The organism is Tsukamurella pseudospumae, from assembly GCF_001575205.1.
In the GTDB taxonomy this organism is placed as follows: domain Bacteria; phylum Actinomycetota; class Actinomycetes; order Mycobacteriales; family Mycobacteriaceae; genus Tsukamurella; species Tsukamurella pseudospumae.
Genome location: NZ_LSRE01000014.1, coordinates 47,670 through 62,530, shown reverse-complemented (window position 1 = coordinate 62,530; position 14,861 = coordinate 47,670). Strand labels below are relative to the sequence as shown.

Below are 14,861 nucleotides of genomic sequence, written 5' to 3'. Positions count from 1 at the left end.
GAATCAAGACCGATAGCGGGAAGATCCGTCGAGGAGCAGGTCGAAGGGCTCGAGAGCGTCGCGCAGCTTGTTCCGGAGGCGGTCGGGTTCCTCGCAGTCGTCCCAGTCCCAGTGCGTCGGGTACAGCTTCCGCCCCATGAGCAGGCTGTCGCGTTGGATCCGCTGCTCCGAGGTGAACCCCTTCCCCTGCTTCCCCTTGCCGTCGAACTCGCCGACCACGCGCTCGGCCCACAGGAAGTCGACCCGCGCCTCGAGCGCACCCGCTTCGTTGAAGAACTCCCGCTGCAACTCCGGGCGCGGGATCTCGGGCCATTTGAGCATCAGCGCCCGGCTGCGGGACTCGCCGACGGACTCCGACAGCGGCGACGCCTCGGCCAGTGCGGCAAGCAGATTGGCGATCCCCCGCCGCCGACCGAGCCTGCCGATCGCCGCCTCCAGCTCCTCCCGCGAGACGCCCAACCGCAACGCCGCATCCAGCGCACAGACGGCCGCGACGAAATCACCGGCCAGCGCGAGGTCGAGCGCCGTTCGCGCGATCGACGTGACCGTCACCCCGTCGACCACGACGACGTCCTCCGCGTCCAGTCGTCGGACGTGCAGCCTGCGGCGCCCCCGCTTCGTTCCACCGCGGACGCCGTCCGCCGTGAAATCGACGGTGCGCCAATCGGAGTTCAGTGTCCCCATCCCGTGCACCGCGGCCGCCGCCTCATGGCTGAGCACCGTCGCGTCGCTCGATCTCTGCGCGGCGGCGATCGCGCTGAGCCGCAATTCCTCCCACGGCAGCAGCCTCCCACCGAGGTGGTAGACACCGCGCCACACCCGCGTCATCTTCTGCTCGCGTTGCCATACCCGGATCTGGCGATCCGTCGCACCGACTGCCAACAGTTCCTTCCGATGGCGGTGTTGTGCGGACGTGTCCTCCGACATGCTCATCCCCCTGACCGACGCCCCCACGCCGTCCGCTGCATTGTCGCGTACGCGCGCGAATCCGGGTGCGGTTCCCCTGTTCCCGGATCTGCCGCTATCGGTCTTGACTCTTCATAGCGTTGCAGCGTTATGCAGAGTCAAGACCGATCGGTGGACCGCGGTCCGCCGCGGAAGTCGGGCGCCGGAGCGGAGAAGGCACCGTCGGGGCCGCGCAGCGGCGGCCTCCCGGCACCCCTAGAAGTCCTGGAAGATGTTCTTCCGGCGCGCGAGGATGCGGTACAGCGACTGCTGGATGGTCTCGCGCACGTTGTCGGTGAGCTCGAAGACCACCATGGGGTCGTCCGCGTCGGCTTCGGTGAAGCGGTCCGTCGCGATCGGCTCACCGAACTCGATGTGCCACTTCGACGGTAGCGGGACCATGCCGAGCGGACCGAGCCACGGGAACAGCGGCGTGATCGGCGCGTAGGGCAGGCCAAGCAGACGCGCGACGGGCTTCACGTCCGCCAGCATCGGGTAGATCTCCTCGGCGCCCACGATCGACACGGGGATGATCGGGACCTGCGCGCGGATCGCGGCCGTCACGAAGCCGCCGCGCCCGAAGCGCTGCAGTTTGTACCGGTCGCGGTAGAGCTTGCCGATGCCCTTGAACCCTTCGGGCCACACCGCCACGAGCTCGCCCCGGGTGAGCAGTGCCTCCGCGTCGGCGTTGCAGGCGACGGTGGCGCCCATCTTGCGCGCGACCTCGCCGATGAACGGGTACTCGAAGGCCAGGTCCGCCGCCAACAGGCGTAGGTGACGCTGGTCCGGATGGTTGTCGTGCACCGCGACGGCCGACATCAGCCCGTCCAGCGGGATCACGCCGGAATGGTTCGCCACCAGCAGCGCGCCGCCCTCACGGGGCAGGTTCTCGGCACCCGTGGTGTCCACGCGGAACCACTTGTCGTACATCGGACGCAGCGCCGGCAGGAACACCGCGTCGGTGAGGTGCGGATCGAAACCGAAAGGATCGATGTCGTAGTCGCCGGTGAGACGCTCGCGGACGAAGGCGGCACCGTCGACCACCGATTCCACGGCGCGCTCGCGCCAGCCCGGACCGGGCTCGGCGGGCTGTGCCGCGGCCAGGTAGTCGGGGTTGAGGGCGTGCACCGTGGCCTCGCGGCGCGGGGCCGACGGTGCCGGGGTGCCGGTGAGCGCGGACGGGTGCCGCTGCTGCGCCCGCTCGCGCCCTTCGGAGCGAGCGGCGGTGTCGATGGACACGGGCAACTGCAGCACCTTCGCGTGCTGTGAGCCTGATGGGTTGGTCATAGATCTACCGTCCAGCCGTGCCGTCCTGAAGAGCCGATTCCCGCGAACCGTCGAGCGAGGGCCGCGACCCGTTGCTCGACACCCACGATCGACTCCACACCGATTGTAGGTTCTGCCGGGCCGTGGCGGGCGACGTCTTCCATGACCTGGCGCGTGGTGAACCGCGGCGCGAAGCCGAGATCCTGCCGCATGCGCGTCGTGTCGAAGGCGTTGCCGAAGCTGAGGTAGGCGAGCTGCACCTTGTCCGTCTGACCGCGACCTCGGCCGCGGATGGCGGCAACAGCGGGACCGAAGGCGGTCTTGACCACCGGGAGCGGCACCCGGCCGGACAGGCGGATGGCCTGCGACATCGAGATGGCACCGTCGCCCGCGATGTTGAACGTGCCCGCCCGACCCGCGACCACGGCGTGCTCCAGCGCCCCCAGCGCGTCGTCCTGGTGCAGCAACTGCAGCCGGGCGTCGCGGCCGATGATCGAGGGCACCACGGGCCGCTCGAACAGCGAGCCGAGCAGGGTCTCGATGTTGGGGCCGAGGATGGGAGCGAGCCGCAGCACTGTCAGATCGATGTCGGTGCGACGGCGAGCCATGCTGCGGGCGTAGGTCTCCGCGTCGAGCAGGTCGCGCGGGTGCCCACTGGCCGCGGCCCCGCCGACCAGGTCCTCGGTGACCAGCGCCGGGTTGCGCGACCGGGAGCCGTACACCTGGGTCGAGGAACGCATCACGACCCGCTTGACCGTCTCCGACTTCTGGCAGGCCGCGAACACCCGCATCGAGCCGAAGACGATCGCGTCCTTCGTGGACGCCGACGGGAAGTGGTTGTCGGTGACCGAGGTGGAGCAGTGGACCACCGTGTCCACCTCGTTGGTCGCCATGATCTTGCCGAAGATGTGGCTGCGGTAATCGACGCGGATGAACTCCGCGGGCTCCATCCGCCGGTGCAGCGCCTTGGTCGGCGGCACCGCGTCGACCCCGATCACGCGCTCGATGTCCGGCCGCTGGGCGAGCCGGCGCACGAGATAGCCGCCCACGAACGTGGACGCGCCCGTCACCATGACGACGCGCGGCGCATTGACGGCCGACTCACTCATTACTGAAGGGTAACCGGAAACACGAAAGCCCGCCCAGATCCTGGGCGAGCTCTCATGAAAGTGTGACCAGAAGGCCTACTTGCCGAGTTTCCTACGCTGCACCCGAGTGCGGCGGAGCAGCTTGCGATGCTTCTTCTTCGACATGCGCTTGCGGCGCTTCTTGATCACTGAACCCATGGGTTCCTCACGTCTCTCTATCGAATTGCCATGATCGTGCGCGGCGGCCGGGTACGAGAAGAGCCCCCGCGTCCACGCAGCAGACTTCTACTCTACCCGGCGCAGTGGCCCAGGCGAAATCCGCCCGGGCCACGATCGCCGCTGATGCCCTTCGGCGGAGCCTAGCCCGCGTCGAAGAACGAGGTCTGCAGGTAGTCGTGCACGGCCTTCTCGTGCACACGGAAGGACCTACCCACACGCACCGCGGGGAGCTCCCCGTTGTGCACCAGGCGGTAGACCGTCATCTTCGACACCCGCATGAGGGTGGCGACCTCGGCCACCGTCAGGAACGACGAACCGGCTGCCTGGGGAGCCTGAGCTCCGGCACCGATCTCGGCGGGCTTGCTGTTCTTGTTTGCAGACGCCATGAATTCCCTAACCTCCGGCACATGTCGCGCCGCCGGCTTCCCCTCCGGCGGACCTGACACGCACGTGCTTCGAGCAGCTTAGCGGTACCAATGGGAATAATGCGACGGGAGTGAGCTAACCGAAGCTTCTACGCGAGGCGCCCGAGCTCGGCCGATCGCTCGGCACAGGCCCGAGTCGCCGCGTAAAACGCAGGTCGGAGGCCATTTTTCTCCAGTTCGCGGATCGCTGCCGCCGTCGTACCGCCCGGGGAAGTCACCGCCGCCCGGAGCTCGGTGGGCGACGGAGAAGTCTCAACCATTAGTGCACCCGCGCCCGCGATCGTGTGCGTGGCGAGGGTCGTGGCCTGGTCCCGGGTCAGCCCCAGATCCACGCCCGCGTCGATCATCGCCTCGGCGACGAGGAAGGCGTACGCGGGTCCGGAGCCCGACAGAGCGGTGAGCGCGTCCAGCTTCGACTCGGGCACGACCAGCACCTCGCCGACCGCCTCCATCACCGATCGCACGAGCGCCACGTGCGCCTCCGTCGCGTCGCGCCCACCGGAGACGCCGCTCATCGACTTGCCGACGAGCATCGCCGTGTTCGGCATGACCCGCACGACGGGAGTCCCCGCCGGCAGCGCCGCCTCGTAGGCCGCGGTGGGCACCCCGGCGGCCACGGAGGCCACGACGGCGCCGTCTCGCAGCCCGGCCGCGACGTCCGGCAGGATCGCCGACACCACGTCGGGCTTGACGGCGATGACGACGAGGTCGGCACCGTCGACCGCCTCCCCGACGGTGCCGACGGCACGTACGCCGTACCGCTCGGACAGCTCGCCGGCGCGGCCCGCGTGCGGCTCGGCCACCGTCAGCGTTCCGGGCTCGTGCCCCGCGGCGACGAGGCCGCCCAGCAGCGCCTCCCCGATCCGCCCGCCGCCGATCAGCGCGATGTTCTCACTCATGTCGTTCCTCCTCGAGAGGGTCGTGTCAGGGGTTCGAGACCGGCATCATCGCCAGCTGCCGGGAGGTCGCGACGACCTGCCCGGACTCGTCGACCAGCAGGTGGTCCTCCTCGAACCAGCGCTGCCCGACGACGGGCGCGGACGCCCGGAAGCGTAACCAGCCCTGGGCCGGCTCGCGGCGCACCGACGCCGTCAGCGTGAGCGTGGGCGCCCATCCGACGCCGCCGAGGTTCGCCACCACGGGGAGCGAGATGTCAGTGGCGAGCAGGGCGAACAGGCCCGACAGCGGCTCCTCGCGCAACCGCACCCAGCCGCGGGTCTCCGCCGGTCCGGTGCGGCCCTCGGCCACGGGCAGGGTGGCGGCGTCGTAGTGGACCTCCGCGACCCGACCCACCTTGAAGATCTTGGCCGCGGGGTGGTCGGCGTCCCAGGCGAGGGCGTCGTCGGTGGGCGTCGCCGGCATGTCGTCGAGCGGGTTCGGCTCGCGGTAGCGCTCGTCGCCCTCGTCGCGCTGCGCCAGTGTGACGGTGGCCTGGACGTACACCCGGTCGCCCTGCACGGCCTCGACGTTCACGACGGAGGTGGTGCGGCCCCGCTTGGCCACCCGGGTCCGCAGTTCGACGGTGCCCGGGTCCGGCGCGCCGAGGTACTCGGCCGAGATGACGACCGGCACGACGGACGGGTCGGCACCGTCGTCCTCGAGGTACGCGGCCTGCGCGCCCGCGGCGAGCACGGCCAACAGCGCGCCGCCGTGCACCTTCCGGCCCACCGACCAGGTGGGGTCGATGTCGGCGGTGTACCCGCCCGGGGCCTTCGTGACCGACACGAGGTCCGCGAACAATGCCATCCTGCGCTCCTTACCGGGACGCCCCGGGTGCCCGGGGAGTCAGACGTCGGCGTCGGCCCGCAGGTGCTCCCGCGCGAATTCCAGCGCCTCCGTGAGCATCGCACGTCGCTCCCCGGGCGTTTTCGCCGAGCCGGTCGCGATCTCGAGGATCACGTGGCCGTCGAAGCCGGACGCGGCGAGCCGGCGGCACACCTCGGCGGCCGGTTGGGTGCCGTGACCGGGCACGAGGTGCTCGTCGACGGCGGCGCCGAGCCCGTCGGTGAGGTGCAGGTGGCGCAGGCCGTCGCCCATGCGATCCATGAGCGCGAGCGCGTCGACACCCGCGGTCGCGGTGTGCGAGAGGTCCAGGGTGTAGTTCGTGTAGCCCACGTCCGTCGGGTCGATCGACGGCGCGAAGGCCGAGACCGCCGTGCCCGGGTTGCCGCGCCGCTTGAGGCGCTCGACCGACTCTCCGCGACGGAAGACGTCGAACCGAAGGGGGAACATGTTCTCCACGGCGACGGCCACGTCGCTGCCGTCCTCGAGCTCGCTCACCAGGTCGACGAAGTTCTCGGCGTAGCGCCGCTGCCACCGGAACGGCGGGTGCACCACGACGGTGTCCGCGCCGAGGTCCTCCGCGGCCGTCACGGCCCGGCCGAGCTTGGCCAGGGGGTCCGATCCCCACACCCGCTGGCTGATGAGCAGGCACGGCGCGTGCACGGAGAGCACCGGCACGTCGTAGCGCATCGACAGCCCGGCGACGTTCGCGATGTCCTGGCTGGCCGTCTCGTGCCAGACCATGAGCTCGACGCCGTCGTAGCCGACCTCGGCGGCGTACCGGAACGCGTCCTCGAGCTTCTCGGGGTAGACCGAGGCGGTCGACAGGCCGACCGCGATACCGCTCACCCCGCCGAGGCTACTCAGTTCGTGCCCAGCACCATCAGGAGCGGGCCGAACGTGATCACCAGGCCCACGAGCAGGGCCAGCCCCAGCGTCAGATAGTCAGTGGTCCTCCGCAGGAAGTGCGTGAAGGTCACGATGCCGATGATCACGATGAAGGCCAGCACGACCGTCAGCGCGATGGTCGGCATGCCGCCACCCCAGTTCCACAGCTTGAAGAAGCCGAAGAACAGGCCGGCGCCGGCGGCGATGCCCAGCACGACCTCCGCGGCGAGAACCAGCCAGCCGCGGCCGTTGCCCGGCTCCGACTTCTGCGGGGCTTCGTCGTCCTGATCGTCCGCCTTCGCGAGGAAGTCGGACTCCTTCTCCGTGTCGAGCGCCGCGCGGGCCTCGTCGATCTGCTCGACACTCATCCGCCCGGTGTCCGGGACCGACGGTGCCGCACCCTCGCCGTCCGTGGGCTCGGGGACGTCCGTCACGGGAGCCACGTCGACGGTGTCGTCCGTCTCGATCTCCGCGAACCGGGCCTGCCGCTCACGGACCTGGGCGGTGTTGAAATCGGCCGTCGCCATGATCGGAGCCTCGGCCTGATCCCACCGCGACCACGCAAAGTTCTCCTCGGCGTGCCCCTCGTCGGTGTGGTGTACGACGTCGACGCCCTCCGCCCCGTCCGCGAGGTCCTGCGCGGCGGGCTCCGCCGGCGCCTCCTCCGCGCGGGTCTCACCGACGGCAGCGGCCAGGAACGACGAGGTGATCGGCTCGTCCTCGCTCGCCACGGCCTCGGCCGGCGCCTCAACGGCATCGTCGGCCGCGGACTCGGCGGGCTCGTCGACGACCTGCTCGTCGACGACATCAGCCTCGACCTGCGCGTCCGCGGCGTGCGACTCGGCACCCTGCGGCACACCGTCGGACTGCTGGGCCTGCGCGGGCTGCTCGAGGTCAGCGGCCTGCGGGGCGGGCTCATCGTCGCGGACGACGGGGATCTCCCCCGTCAGCTCGGCGACGGTCACGGAGTTCTCACCGCCGCGGTGGCGCCGACGGCGACCACCCGACGCCGCCGGGGCGCCGCCTTCCCTGGCGAGCAGCTCCGCCAGCGAAATCCTTCGCTCCTCGCTCATCACGTCACCGTCCTGTGGTTCGTCGGCCCCATGGGCCGCGCGTACGCCGGTGCTGTCACAACCGCCACACACGCCAATCTGGTCTGTCGCAGATCCTACTTCTTCACCGCACCGCGACCGTGACGGCGCGCGCGGCGATCTACCATCTTACTCACAGCATTTACTGGACTTTACCGCCGTGTTCCGGTGTGAAACCCGCCTGCGTATCCAGATAACGGAGGATCACGCCCTCGCGCAACGCCCACGGGCAGATGTCCAGCGCCTCGACGTTCAGCGACCGCATCGCCGCCTCGGCCACCAGCGCACCGGCCACGATCTGCCCCGCGCGATCGGAGCTGAGCCCTTCGAGCTCCTTCCGGTCGGCTGCCGTCATGCGGCTGATGAACCCGATGAGCTGGCGCAGGCTGCTCGCGGTGAGGGTGCGCTTGACCCGGGGTCCGGCGGACGAGGGCGCGGCCCCCGTCAGGCGCGCGAGCGTGCGCATCGTCTTCGACGTGCCCGCGACCATGTCCGGGGTGCCGGCCGCGAGCAGGCGCTCCGCACCGGGGGCGATCTCGGCGTCGAGCCAGTCGCGCAGCATGCTCACGCGACGACGGCCGGGCGGGTCCTCCGGCAGCCATTCGCGGGTGACGCGGCCCGCACCCAGGGGCAGCGACAGCGCGACATCGGGCTCCTCGTCGACACCGTTGCTCATCTCCAGCGAGCCGCCGCCGATGTCGATGTTGAGCACCCGGCCGACGCTCCAGCCGTACCAGCGGCGCACCGCGAGGGCGGTGAGGCGCGACTCGTCGGCACCCGAGAGCACCTCGACGTCGACGCCGCTCTCCGCCTTGACGTGGGCGAGGACGCTGTCGGTGTTGCTGGCGTCGCGCACCGCGGAGGTGGCGAAGGCCATCACCTGTGCGCAGCCCGAGCTCGTGGCGATCTTGGTGAACTCGGAGACGGACGAGACCAGCGCGTCCTCGCCGGCCTGGCTGAGGCGGCCGCTCGGCTCGATCTTCTCGGCCAGCCGCAGCGTGGCCTTGGTCGAGCTCATCGGAGTCGGATGCGCACCCCAGTGGGCGTCGACCACCAACAGGTGCACCGTATTGGACCCGATGTCGAGTACTCCCAATCTCACGGTGTCAATCTAGACCCGACTACCGTGGGCACCGTGACCGACCTTCCCATGCCCGGCCTGCGGCGGCCCGTTCCGGAGGTACCGCTGGACTTCCCGCGCGAGTGGCTCGAATTCCCCGATCCCGCGGATCCGAACCACCTGATCGCGGCGGACCTCACGTGGCTGCTCTCGCACTGGACGTGCATGTTCGGCACCAGCTCGTGCCACGGCATCGAGCCGGGCCGGGAGACCGACGGCTGCTGCAGCCACGGCGCGTTCCTGTCGGACAAGGACGATCGGAAGCGGCTCAAGAATGCCGTCGCGAAGCTCACGGACGCCGACTGGCAGTTCCGGTCGAAGGGCTTGGGCAAGAAGGGATACCTCGAGGAGGACGACCTCGACGACGAGCCCGCGATCCGGACGCGCAGGTACGAAGGCGCCTGCATCTTCCTCAACCGCCCCGGGTTCGCGGGCGGGGAGGGCTGCGCCCTGCACGCGATGGCGCTGCGCACCGGGGTGGAGCCGCTCACCGTCAAACCCGATGTCTGCTGGCAGCTTCCGGTCCGGCGCACCCAGGAGTGGGTCGAGCGGCCGGACGGCGAGCAGATCCTGCGCACCACGATCGGCGAGTACGACCGGCGGGGTTGGGGCGCAGGCGGACTCGACCTGCAGTGGTACTGCACCGGCTCGCCCGAGGCGCACGTCGGGGCGCAGCAGGTGTGGCAGAGCTACGCACCGGAGCTGACCGAGCTGCTCGGCGAGCAGGCCTACGAGGCGCTGGCGCGGGAGTGCGCGGCACGCAAGGACTCCCTCGTCGCTGTGCATCCCGCCACCGCGGCCGCGACGGAGCGGCAGAGCTACGACATGAAGTACGTGGAGCTCTAAGCGAGCCCGTCCAGGCCGTGCAGGTTCTTGGCCGTCGGACTCGTCTCGACGGTGGCGGGGTCCGGGTAGGTCCCCAGCACCCGGTCGGACGTGCCCGACGTGGTGACGGAGAACCAGTAGTGCTCGTTCTTGAAGTGGTGCAGGCGATGGCTGCGCCAGACGGCCTTGTAGGCGCGGCTCCGCGGCTTGTAGTCGGTGTGGACGAGGTAGTGCGTCCACTCGTAGCCGAGCAGGAAGACAGCCTCGACCAGCATGAAGGTGAGGGTCGCGTGCAGCGGCGCGCCGATCAGCGCGCCCACGCCCAGCGGCGCGGCGAGGCCGAGGCCCGCTATCACCCAGGGCAGCGCCCGAGTGGGGATGAACACCAGATCGACATCGCGGGGAGCGGCGTGGTGCCGGCGGTGATCGCGCGCGAGCAGGGTGTCGATCGTGAGCGGCCCGACGGTGCGCGGCCGCCAGTGCAGCACGAAGACGTGGATCACCCACTCCAGGAACGGGAACAGCGCGGCGAAGACCAGCGGGGCCCACAGGTCCGACAGCCCTCCCTCGCCGACGAGCACCCGGGCTGCGAGGGTTCCGGCGAGGAACACCAGGATCATCCAGGGCGTCGGATGGCGCAGGAATTCGCGGGCGGCGGAGCCGAGGGTGACGCCGCGGCGGGCCGCGCGATCGGTGGTGGTCATGACTGCTCCATCTCATCGAGGAATCCGCCGAGGACGTCCGTCGCGCCGCCGAGAACGGCCCGCGCGGCCGCGCGGGCGGCGGTGGCGTCGCCGTCGAGCACGGCGGCGCTGAGCGCGCGGTACCGGTCCGCGGGTTCGGCCGCGGCGACGGCGTCGGCGACGACGCCGAGCATCGGCTCGTAGACGCGTCGCATGCCGTTGAAGATGAGCGACATCGCGATCGAATCGGCGCCGCGGACGAGGTGGTCCCAGTAGACGAGGGCCGCGGCCTGCTGCGCCGGTCCGTTCGGGGCGGCCTCGATCGCCGCCAGCGCTGTCGTGAGCGGCTCCGCCAGGGCGTCCGCGGCGCGGGCCGCCGCCTTCTCCGCGATCCACGGCCCGAGGTACTCGCGCACCTCGAGCACGCTGCGCACCACGGACGGATCGACGACGGCACCGTCGGGCGCGGCGACGAGCAGGTGCGGCAGCAGGTCGAGCCCGCCCGTGCGGGTCACGTCATTGACGATCGCCCCGTCGCCCTGCCGGACCTCGACGTGCCCGGACGTCGCGAGGCGCGCGATCGCCTCCCGAACGACGGGCCGCGAGACGCCGAGCGCCTCCGCCAGCTTGCGCTCGCTGGGCAGCCGCGAGCCGACGGGCGCCGACCCGCTGACCAGCTGGTTCAGCAGCTGATCGTGCACCTCGTCGGCGGCCGACCGCCGGGTTACCGCACTCAGTTCCATGCCGGAACAGTAACGTCAACACGGTCCGGTGGTCAAGTGGTCAGACCAATATACTTCAGGCCCGACGCCGAAACGCCGGGCTGTGAAGCTCAGGGCTCGAGCTTGTAGCCCAGCCCGCGGACGGTGACCAGGTGCTTGGGGTTGGCCGGATCCGCCTCGATCTTGCTGCGCAGGCGCTTGACGTGCACGTCGAGGGTCTTGGTGTCGCCCACGTAGTCGGCGCCCCAGACCCGGTCGATGAGCTGCCCGCGGGTGAGCACGCGGCCGCTGTTGCGCAGCAGGTACTCGAGCAGGTCGAACTCCTTGAGCGGCAGGGTCACCGCCTCTCCCCCGACGGTGACCACGTGCCGCTCGACATCCATCCGGACGGGGCCGCCCTCGAGGACGCCGTCGTCCAGGCCGTCGGCGGCCGCGGTGTCGGCGCCGCGGCGCAGCACGGCGCGGATGCGGGCGATGAGCTCGCGGGCGGAGTAGGGCTTGGTGACGTAGTCGTCGGCGCCCAGCTCGAGCCCCACGACCTTGTCGATCTCGCTGTCCCGTGCGGTCACCATGATGACGGGCACGGACGAGCGGGCGCGCAACTGCTTGCACACGTCGGTGCCGCTCATGCCGGGCAGCATGAGGTCGAGCAGCACGATGTCCGCGCCGGTGGCGTCGAAGTGCCGCAGGGCCTCGGCCCCGTCGCCCACGACGGTGGTCTCGAACCCCTCCTTGCGGAGCAGGAACGCGAGCGGGTCGGCGAGCGACTCCTCGTCCTCGACGATCAGTACGTGTGTCACCGCAGTACATCCTCACTGTGGTCATCGCGCTCCGCAGGTTCCGGGTCCGGGTCACCCAGCGCCGGCAGTACCAGCGTGAAGGTCGAGCCCATGCCCGGTTTGCTCCAGAGCCTAATGGTGCCGCCGTGGTTCGCGGCGACGTGTTTGACGATGGCGAGACCGAGCCCGGTCCCGCCCGTCATCCGGGACCGCGCCTTGTCGACGCGGAAGAAGCGCTCGAAGACGCGCTCCTGGTCTTCGGGGGCGATGCCGATGCCCCTGTCGGTGACGGCGATCTCCACCGCGGCGGCACCGCCGGGACCGGCGGCGGGGCGCAGGCGCCGGCTGATCGAGACCTGGGTGTTCTGCGGCGAGTAGGCGATCGCGTTGGAGATGAGGTTCGACAGCGCGGTGAGCAGCAGCGTGTCGTCGCCGCGGATCTCCAGGCCGGAGGGTTCGTCGACGATGAGCGAGATGTTGCTGGCCTCCGCGGTCACCTGGGCGCGGGCGACGGCCTCGCCGACCACGTCGTCGACCTCGACGCCGCCGAGGTCGGGCAGCTTCTCGGCGCCCTGCAGCCGCGAGAGCGCGATCAGTTCGTTGACCATGTTGCCCATGCGGGTCGACTCGACGAGGACGCGGGAGCCGAAGTGCTGCACCGCCTCCGGATCGTCGACGGACTCCAGCAGCGCCTCCGCCAGCAGGCCGATCGCACCGACCGGCGTCTTGAGCTCGTGCGAGACGTTCGCCACGAAGTCGCGGCGGGTGGCCTCCATGCGCTGGTTCTCGGTGTCGTCGTCGGCGTAGAGCACCGCGTACTGCTCGTCGGGCTGCCCGCCGTGGATCAGATCCACGCGGCAGCGCAGGGCGATGCTCGCGCGATCGGATCGGCGCGAGATCGTCAGTTCGACGGTGCGCGGCGCCCCGGTCTCGAGGACCTGGGACGCGGCCGCCCACACGCGGTCGTCGAGGAGCTGCTCCCGGACGAGGGAGAACTCCTCGGCGCGGGCGTTGCACAGGATCACGTCGCGGAACCCGTCCACGACCACCAGCGCGGTGGGCGAGTCCCGGATCACGGCGCGGTGCAACTCGGCCACCGTCATCCGGGTGGGGCCCGTCTCCGCGGGGGCTGCGACGCGCTGCCGGACCCGGCGCGCGAGCCATCCGATGAGTGCGCCCGCCAGGGCGGACACCACGCACAGGACCACAGTCACGCGGTCAGTGTACCCAGGTTCTCGACCGATCTTTCACATCGGGAACGACTGGTGAACAACCGGTTACCGGTCGGCGGCCACCTCGACAACATCGGCGTACTCGGGGTGCTTCTCGGCGTACTTCGCCACGTACGAGCACACGGCGCGCGCCCTCTTCCCCGAGTCCCGGACGTCGTCGAGCGCCGCCTTGGTGAGGACAGCCGCGTAGCCGTTCCCGGCGTGCGTCTCGTGCACCACGGTGTGGGTGAGCAGCCGGACGTCGACCTCGTCCACGTAGTCGAGGTAGCCCGCCTGCTCGCCGTCCACGGTGAGTACGTAGCGCTCCCGCTCCGGGGAGTGAGTCACAGTCACGTCAGCCATGTGAGCCACGTTATCCCGTCGTCCGTAGACCCGCCTGAGGAGAACTTAAGGGGCGGTACCGAAAATCCGGCTACTTGCCACCCTGGTTGGCGACCGCGGCCGCGCCCGCGGCCGCGGCCTCGGGATCGAGGTAGGTGCCGCCCGGATTGGCGACCGAGCCGTCCTCGTTGAACGAGTAGGTCAGCGGGATGCCGGTGGGGATGTTCAACGCGGCGATGTCGGCGTCGGAGATGCCGTCGAGGTGCTTGACCAGCGCGCGCAGCGAGTTGCCGTGCGCGGCGACGAGCACCGTCTCGCCCTGGGCGACGCGCGGCTCGATGACGGCCTGGTAGTAGGGGATGAAGCGCTTGACCACGTCGAGCAGGCACTCGGTGAGCGGCACCTGCGGCAGGAGCGCGTACCGGGGGTCCTCGGTCTGGCTGTATTCGTTCGCCGGGTCGATCGCGGGGGGCGGGGTGTCGTAGCTGCGGCGCCAGAGCATGAACTGCTCGTTGCCGTACTTGTCCTTGGTCTCGGCCTTGTTCAGCCCCTGCAGTGCGCCGTAATGACGCTCGTTGAGGCGCCAGTCGCGGACCACGGGGATCCAGTGCCGGTCCGCGGCGTCCAGTGCGAGGTTCGCGGTCGTGATCGCGCGGCGCAGCAGCGAGGTGTAGACGACGTCGGGCAGCAGGCCGTTCTCCTTGAGCAGCTCGCCGCCGCGGGCGGCCTCGCCGCGCCCCTTATCCGTGAGGGCCACGTCGACCCAGCCGGTGAACTGGTTGGACGCGTTCCACTCGCTCTCGCCGTGACGGAGCAGGATCAGGGTGCCGTAAGTCATGGGGCGCAGTCTATCGCCCGGCGGATCGGTCCACGCAGGTCCGCGAGGCTCTCCTCGTCCGATCTCGGCGCCGCGAGCGATCGGGCGCCGTACAGCCGATCGAACAGCAGTCCCTCGAGCAGGCTGATCAGGTCCCGCGCAGCGGATACGGGGTCCGTCGCGCCGAGTCCGCGGAACAGTTCCGTCGCGAGCGGGACGGAGAACAGGCAGGTCGCCAGGGGTTCCGCGAGCCCCTCGGCCGCGGCGTCGGGCGCAAGGGCGTACCGCGCGAGCGCGTCGCGCCGGCGAACCGTGAGCAGGAGGTGCAGTTGGTGCGCCATCACGTCCGTCGCGTCATCGGGTTCGACGGTGCGCGGCACCACCTTCTCGAACTCGGCGCGCGACCGCTCCCGGAGGTGCTCGATCGCGGCCGTGAGGAGCGCGGCGCGGGTGCGGTAGTAGTACGACGCCGACCCCTTCGGCAGCTCGAGCCGCCGGTCGACGGCGCCGTGCGAGATCGCCCGGTTACCGCCGGCGGCCGCGAGGTCGAGCACCGCCTCGCAGATCGCCGCGCGTCGCTCATCCACGACCTACTCCTTTCGATTCCCAGCGGTCTCGGTGGCGAAACCCCAGGTCGCCACCGCAGGAACCACCGGGA

The 14,861-nt window shown here is 70.4% G+C and carries 18 protein-coding genes; 1 reads left to right on the top strand and 17 read right to left on the bottom strand.

The features are described from left to right. Positions 1 to 3: 3 nt before the first annotated feature. From AXK61_RS12475 to AXK61_RS12430, 10 genes are all read right to left on the bottom strand, one after another. Positions 4 to 882, bottom strand: coding sequence for a hypothetical protein (locus tag AXK61_RS12475; protein WP_197466799.1), 879 nt, complete (start codon positions 880 to 882; stop codon positions 4 to 6). Positions 883 to 1,161: 279 nt separating this feature from the next. Further along, positions 1,162 to 2,232: a lysophospholipid acyltransferase family protein gene (locus AXK61_RS12470; protein WP_068574232.1), complete on the bottom strand. Its 1,071-nt coding sequence runs from the start codon at positions 2,230 to 2,232 to the stop codon at positions 1,162 to 1,164. After that, positions 2,229 to 3,320, bottom strand: a complete 1,092-nt coding sequence (locus tag AXK61_RS12465) for an NAD-dependent epimerase/dehydratase family protein (protein WP_068745573.1) — start codon at positions 3,318 to 3,320, stop codon at positions 2,229 to 2,231. The genes AXK61_RS12470 and AXK61_RS12465 overlap by 4 nt, the downstream gene beginning before the upstream one ends. A 75-nt stretch (positions 3,321 to 3,395) precedes the next feature. Next, positions 3,396 to 3,497 (bottom strand): 30S ribosomal protein bS22, encoded by a 102-nt coding sequence (locus tag AXK61_RS24375; RefSeq protein ID WP_003402602.1) that lies wholly within the window; start codon positions 3,495 to 3,497, stop codon positions 3,396 to 3,398. Between the two features lie 161 nt (positions 3,498 to 3,658). After that, positions 3,659 to 3,904 carry a helix-turn-helix domain-containing protein gene (locus AXK61_RS12460; RefSeq protein WP_068574228.1) on the bottom strand — a complete coding sequence of 82 codons (246 nt, stop codon included), beginning with the start codon at positions 3,902 to 3,904 and terminating at the stop codon, positions 3,659 to 3,661. A 128-nt stretch (positions 3,905 to 4,032) separates the two neighbouring features. Continuing rightward, positions 4,033 to 4,842, bottom strand: coding sequence for a pyrroline-5-carboxylate reductase (gene proC / locus AXK61_RS12455; protein WP_068745571.1), 810 nt, complete (start codon positions 4,840 to 4,842; stop codon positions 4,033 to 4,035). 25 nt (positions 4,843 to 4,867) lie between these two features. Then, a complete protein-coding gene (locus tag AXK61_RS12450; protein ID WP_068745569.1) occupies positions 4,868 to 5,689 on the bottom strand; it encodes a thioesterase family protein in 822 nt (273 codons plus the stop codon). A 39-nt stretch (positions 5,690 to 5,728) separates the two neighbouring features. Next, entirely contained in the window at positions 5,729 to 6,574 is an 846-nt protein-coding gene (locus AXK61_RS12445; RefSeq protein WP_068745567.1) for a sugar phosphate isomerase/epimerase family protein, read from the bottom strand. Between the two features lie 14 nt (positions 6,575 to 6,588). After that, entirely contained in the window at positions 6,589 to 7,686 is a 1,098-nt protein-coding gene (locus tag AXK61_RS12440; protein WP_156485645.1) for a hypothetical protein, read from the bottom strand. A gap of 160 nt (positions 7,687 to 7,846) precedes the next feature. After that, the gene (locus tag AXK61_RS12430) at positions 7,847 to 8,806 is read right to left on the bottom strand and encodes a Ppx/GppA family phosphatase (RefSeq protein WP_068745561.1); all 960 of its coding nucleotides are present in this window, start codon (positions 8,804 to 8,806) and stop codon (positions 7,847 to 7,849) included. A 48-nt stretch (positions 8,807 to 8,854) separates the two neighbouring features. Here AXK61_RS12430 and AXK61_RS12425 point away from each other — a divergent pair, with 48 nt between their 5' ends. Further along, complete coding sequence (locus AXK61_RS12425; protein ID WP_068745622.1) at positions 8,855 to 9,670, top strand: hypothetical protein; 816 nt, start codon at positions 8,855 to 8,857, stop codon at positions 9,668 to 9,670. On the opposite strand, the gene AXK61_RS12420 is transcribed toward AXK61_RS12425, so the two are convergent. From AXK61_RS12420 to AXK61_RS12390, 7 genes are all read right to left on the bottom strand, one after another. Beyond that, positions 9,667 to 10,353, bottom strand: coding sequence for a sterol desaturase family protein (locus AXK61_RS12420; RefSeq protein ID WP_068574218.1), 687 nt, complete (start codon positions 10,351 to 10,353; stop codon positions 9,667 to 9,669). The genes AXK61_RS12425 and AXK61_RS12420 overlap by 4 nt on opposite strands. Then, a complete protein-coding gene (locus AXK61_RS12415) occupies positions 10,350 to 11,075 on the bottom strand; it encodes a FadR/GntR family transcriptional regulator (RefSeq protein ID WP_068574216.1) in 726 nt (241 codons plus the stop codon). Before AXK61_RS12415 ends, AXK61_RS12420 begins: the two co-directional genes overlap by 4 nt. Before the next feature lie 89 nt (positions 11,076 to 11,164). Further along, positions 11,165 to 11,854: a response regulator transcription factor gene (locus tag AXK61_RS12410; RefSeq protein ID WP_068574213.1), complete on the bottom strand. Its 690-nt coding sequence runs from the start codon at positions 11,852 to 11,854 to the stop codon at positions 11,165 to 11,167. Next, on the bottom strand, positions 11,851 to 13,047 hold the full coding sequence (locus AXK61_RS12405; protein WP_082778170.1) for a sensor histidine kinase: 1,197 nt from the start codon (positions 13,045 to 13,047) through the stop codon (positions 11,851 to 11,853). The genes AXK61_RS12410 and AXK61_RS12405 overlap by 4 nt, the downstream gene beginning before the upstream one ends. Before the next feature lie 63 nt (positions 13,048 to 13,110). Continuing rightward, positions 13,111 to 13,407: a GNAT family N-acetyltransferase gene (locus AXK61_RS12400; RefSeq protein ID WP_068574209.1), complete on the bottom strand. Its 297-nt coding sequence runs from the start codon at positions 13,405 to 13,407 to the stop codon at positions 13,111 to 13,113. A 70-nt stretch (positions 13,408 to 13,477) separates the two neighbouring features. Beyond that, positions 13,478 to 14,224: a phosphoglyceromutase gene (locus tag AXK61_RS12395; RefSeq protein ID WP_068745558.1), complete on the bottom strand. Its 747-nt coding sequence runs from the start codon at positions 14,222 to 14,224 to the stop codon at positions 13,478 to 13,480. Further along, positions 14,221 to 14,790: a TetR/AcrR family transcriptional regulator gene (locus tag AXK61_RS12390; RefSeq protein ID WP_068745556.1), complete on the bottom strand. Its 570-nt coding sequence runs from the start codon at positions 14,788 to 14,790 to the stop codon at positions 14,221 to 14,223. The genes AXK61_RS12395 and AXK61_RS12390 overlap by 4 nt, the downstream gene beginning before the upstream one ends. Positions 14,791 to 14,861 lie beyond the last annotated feature (71 nt).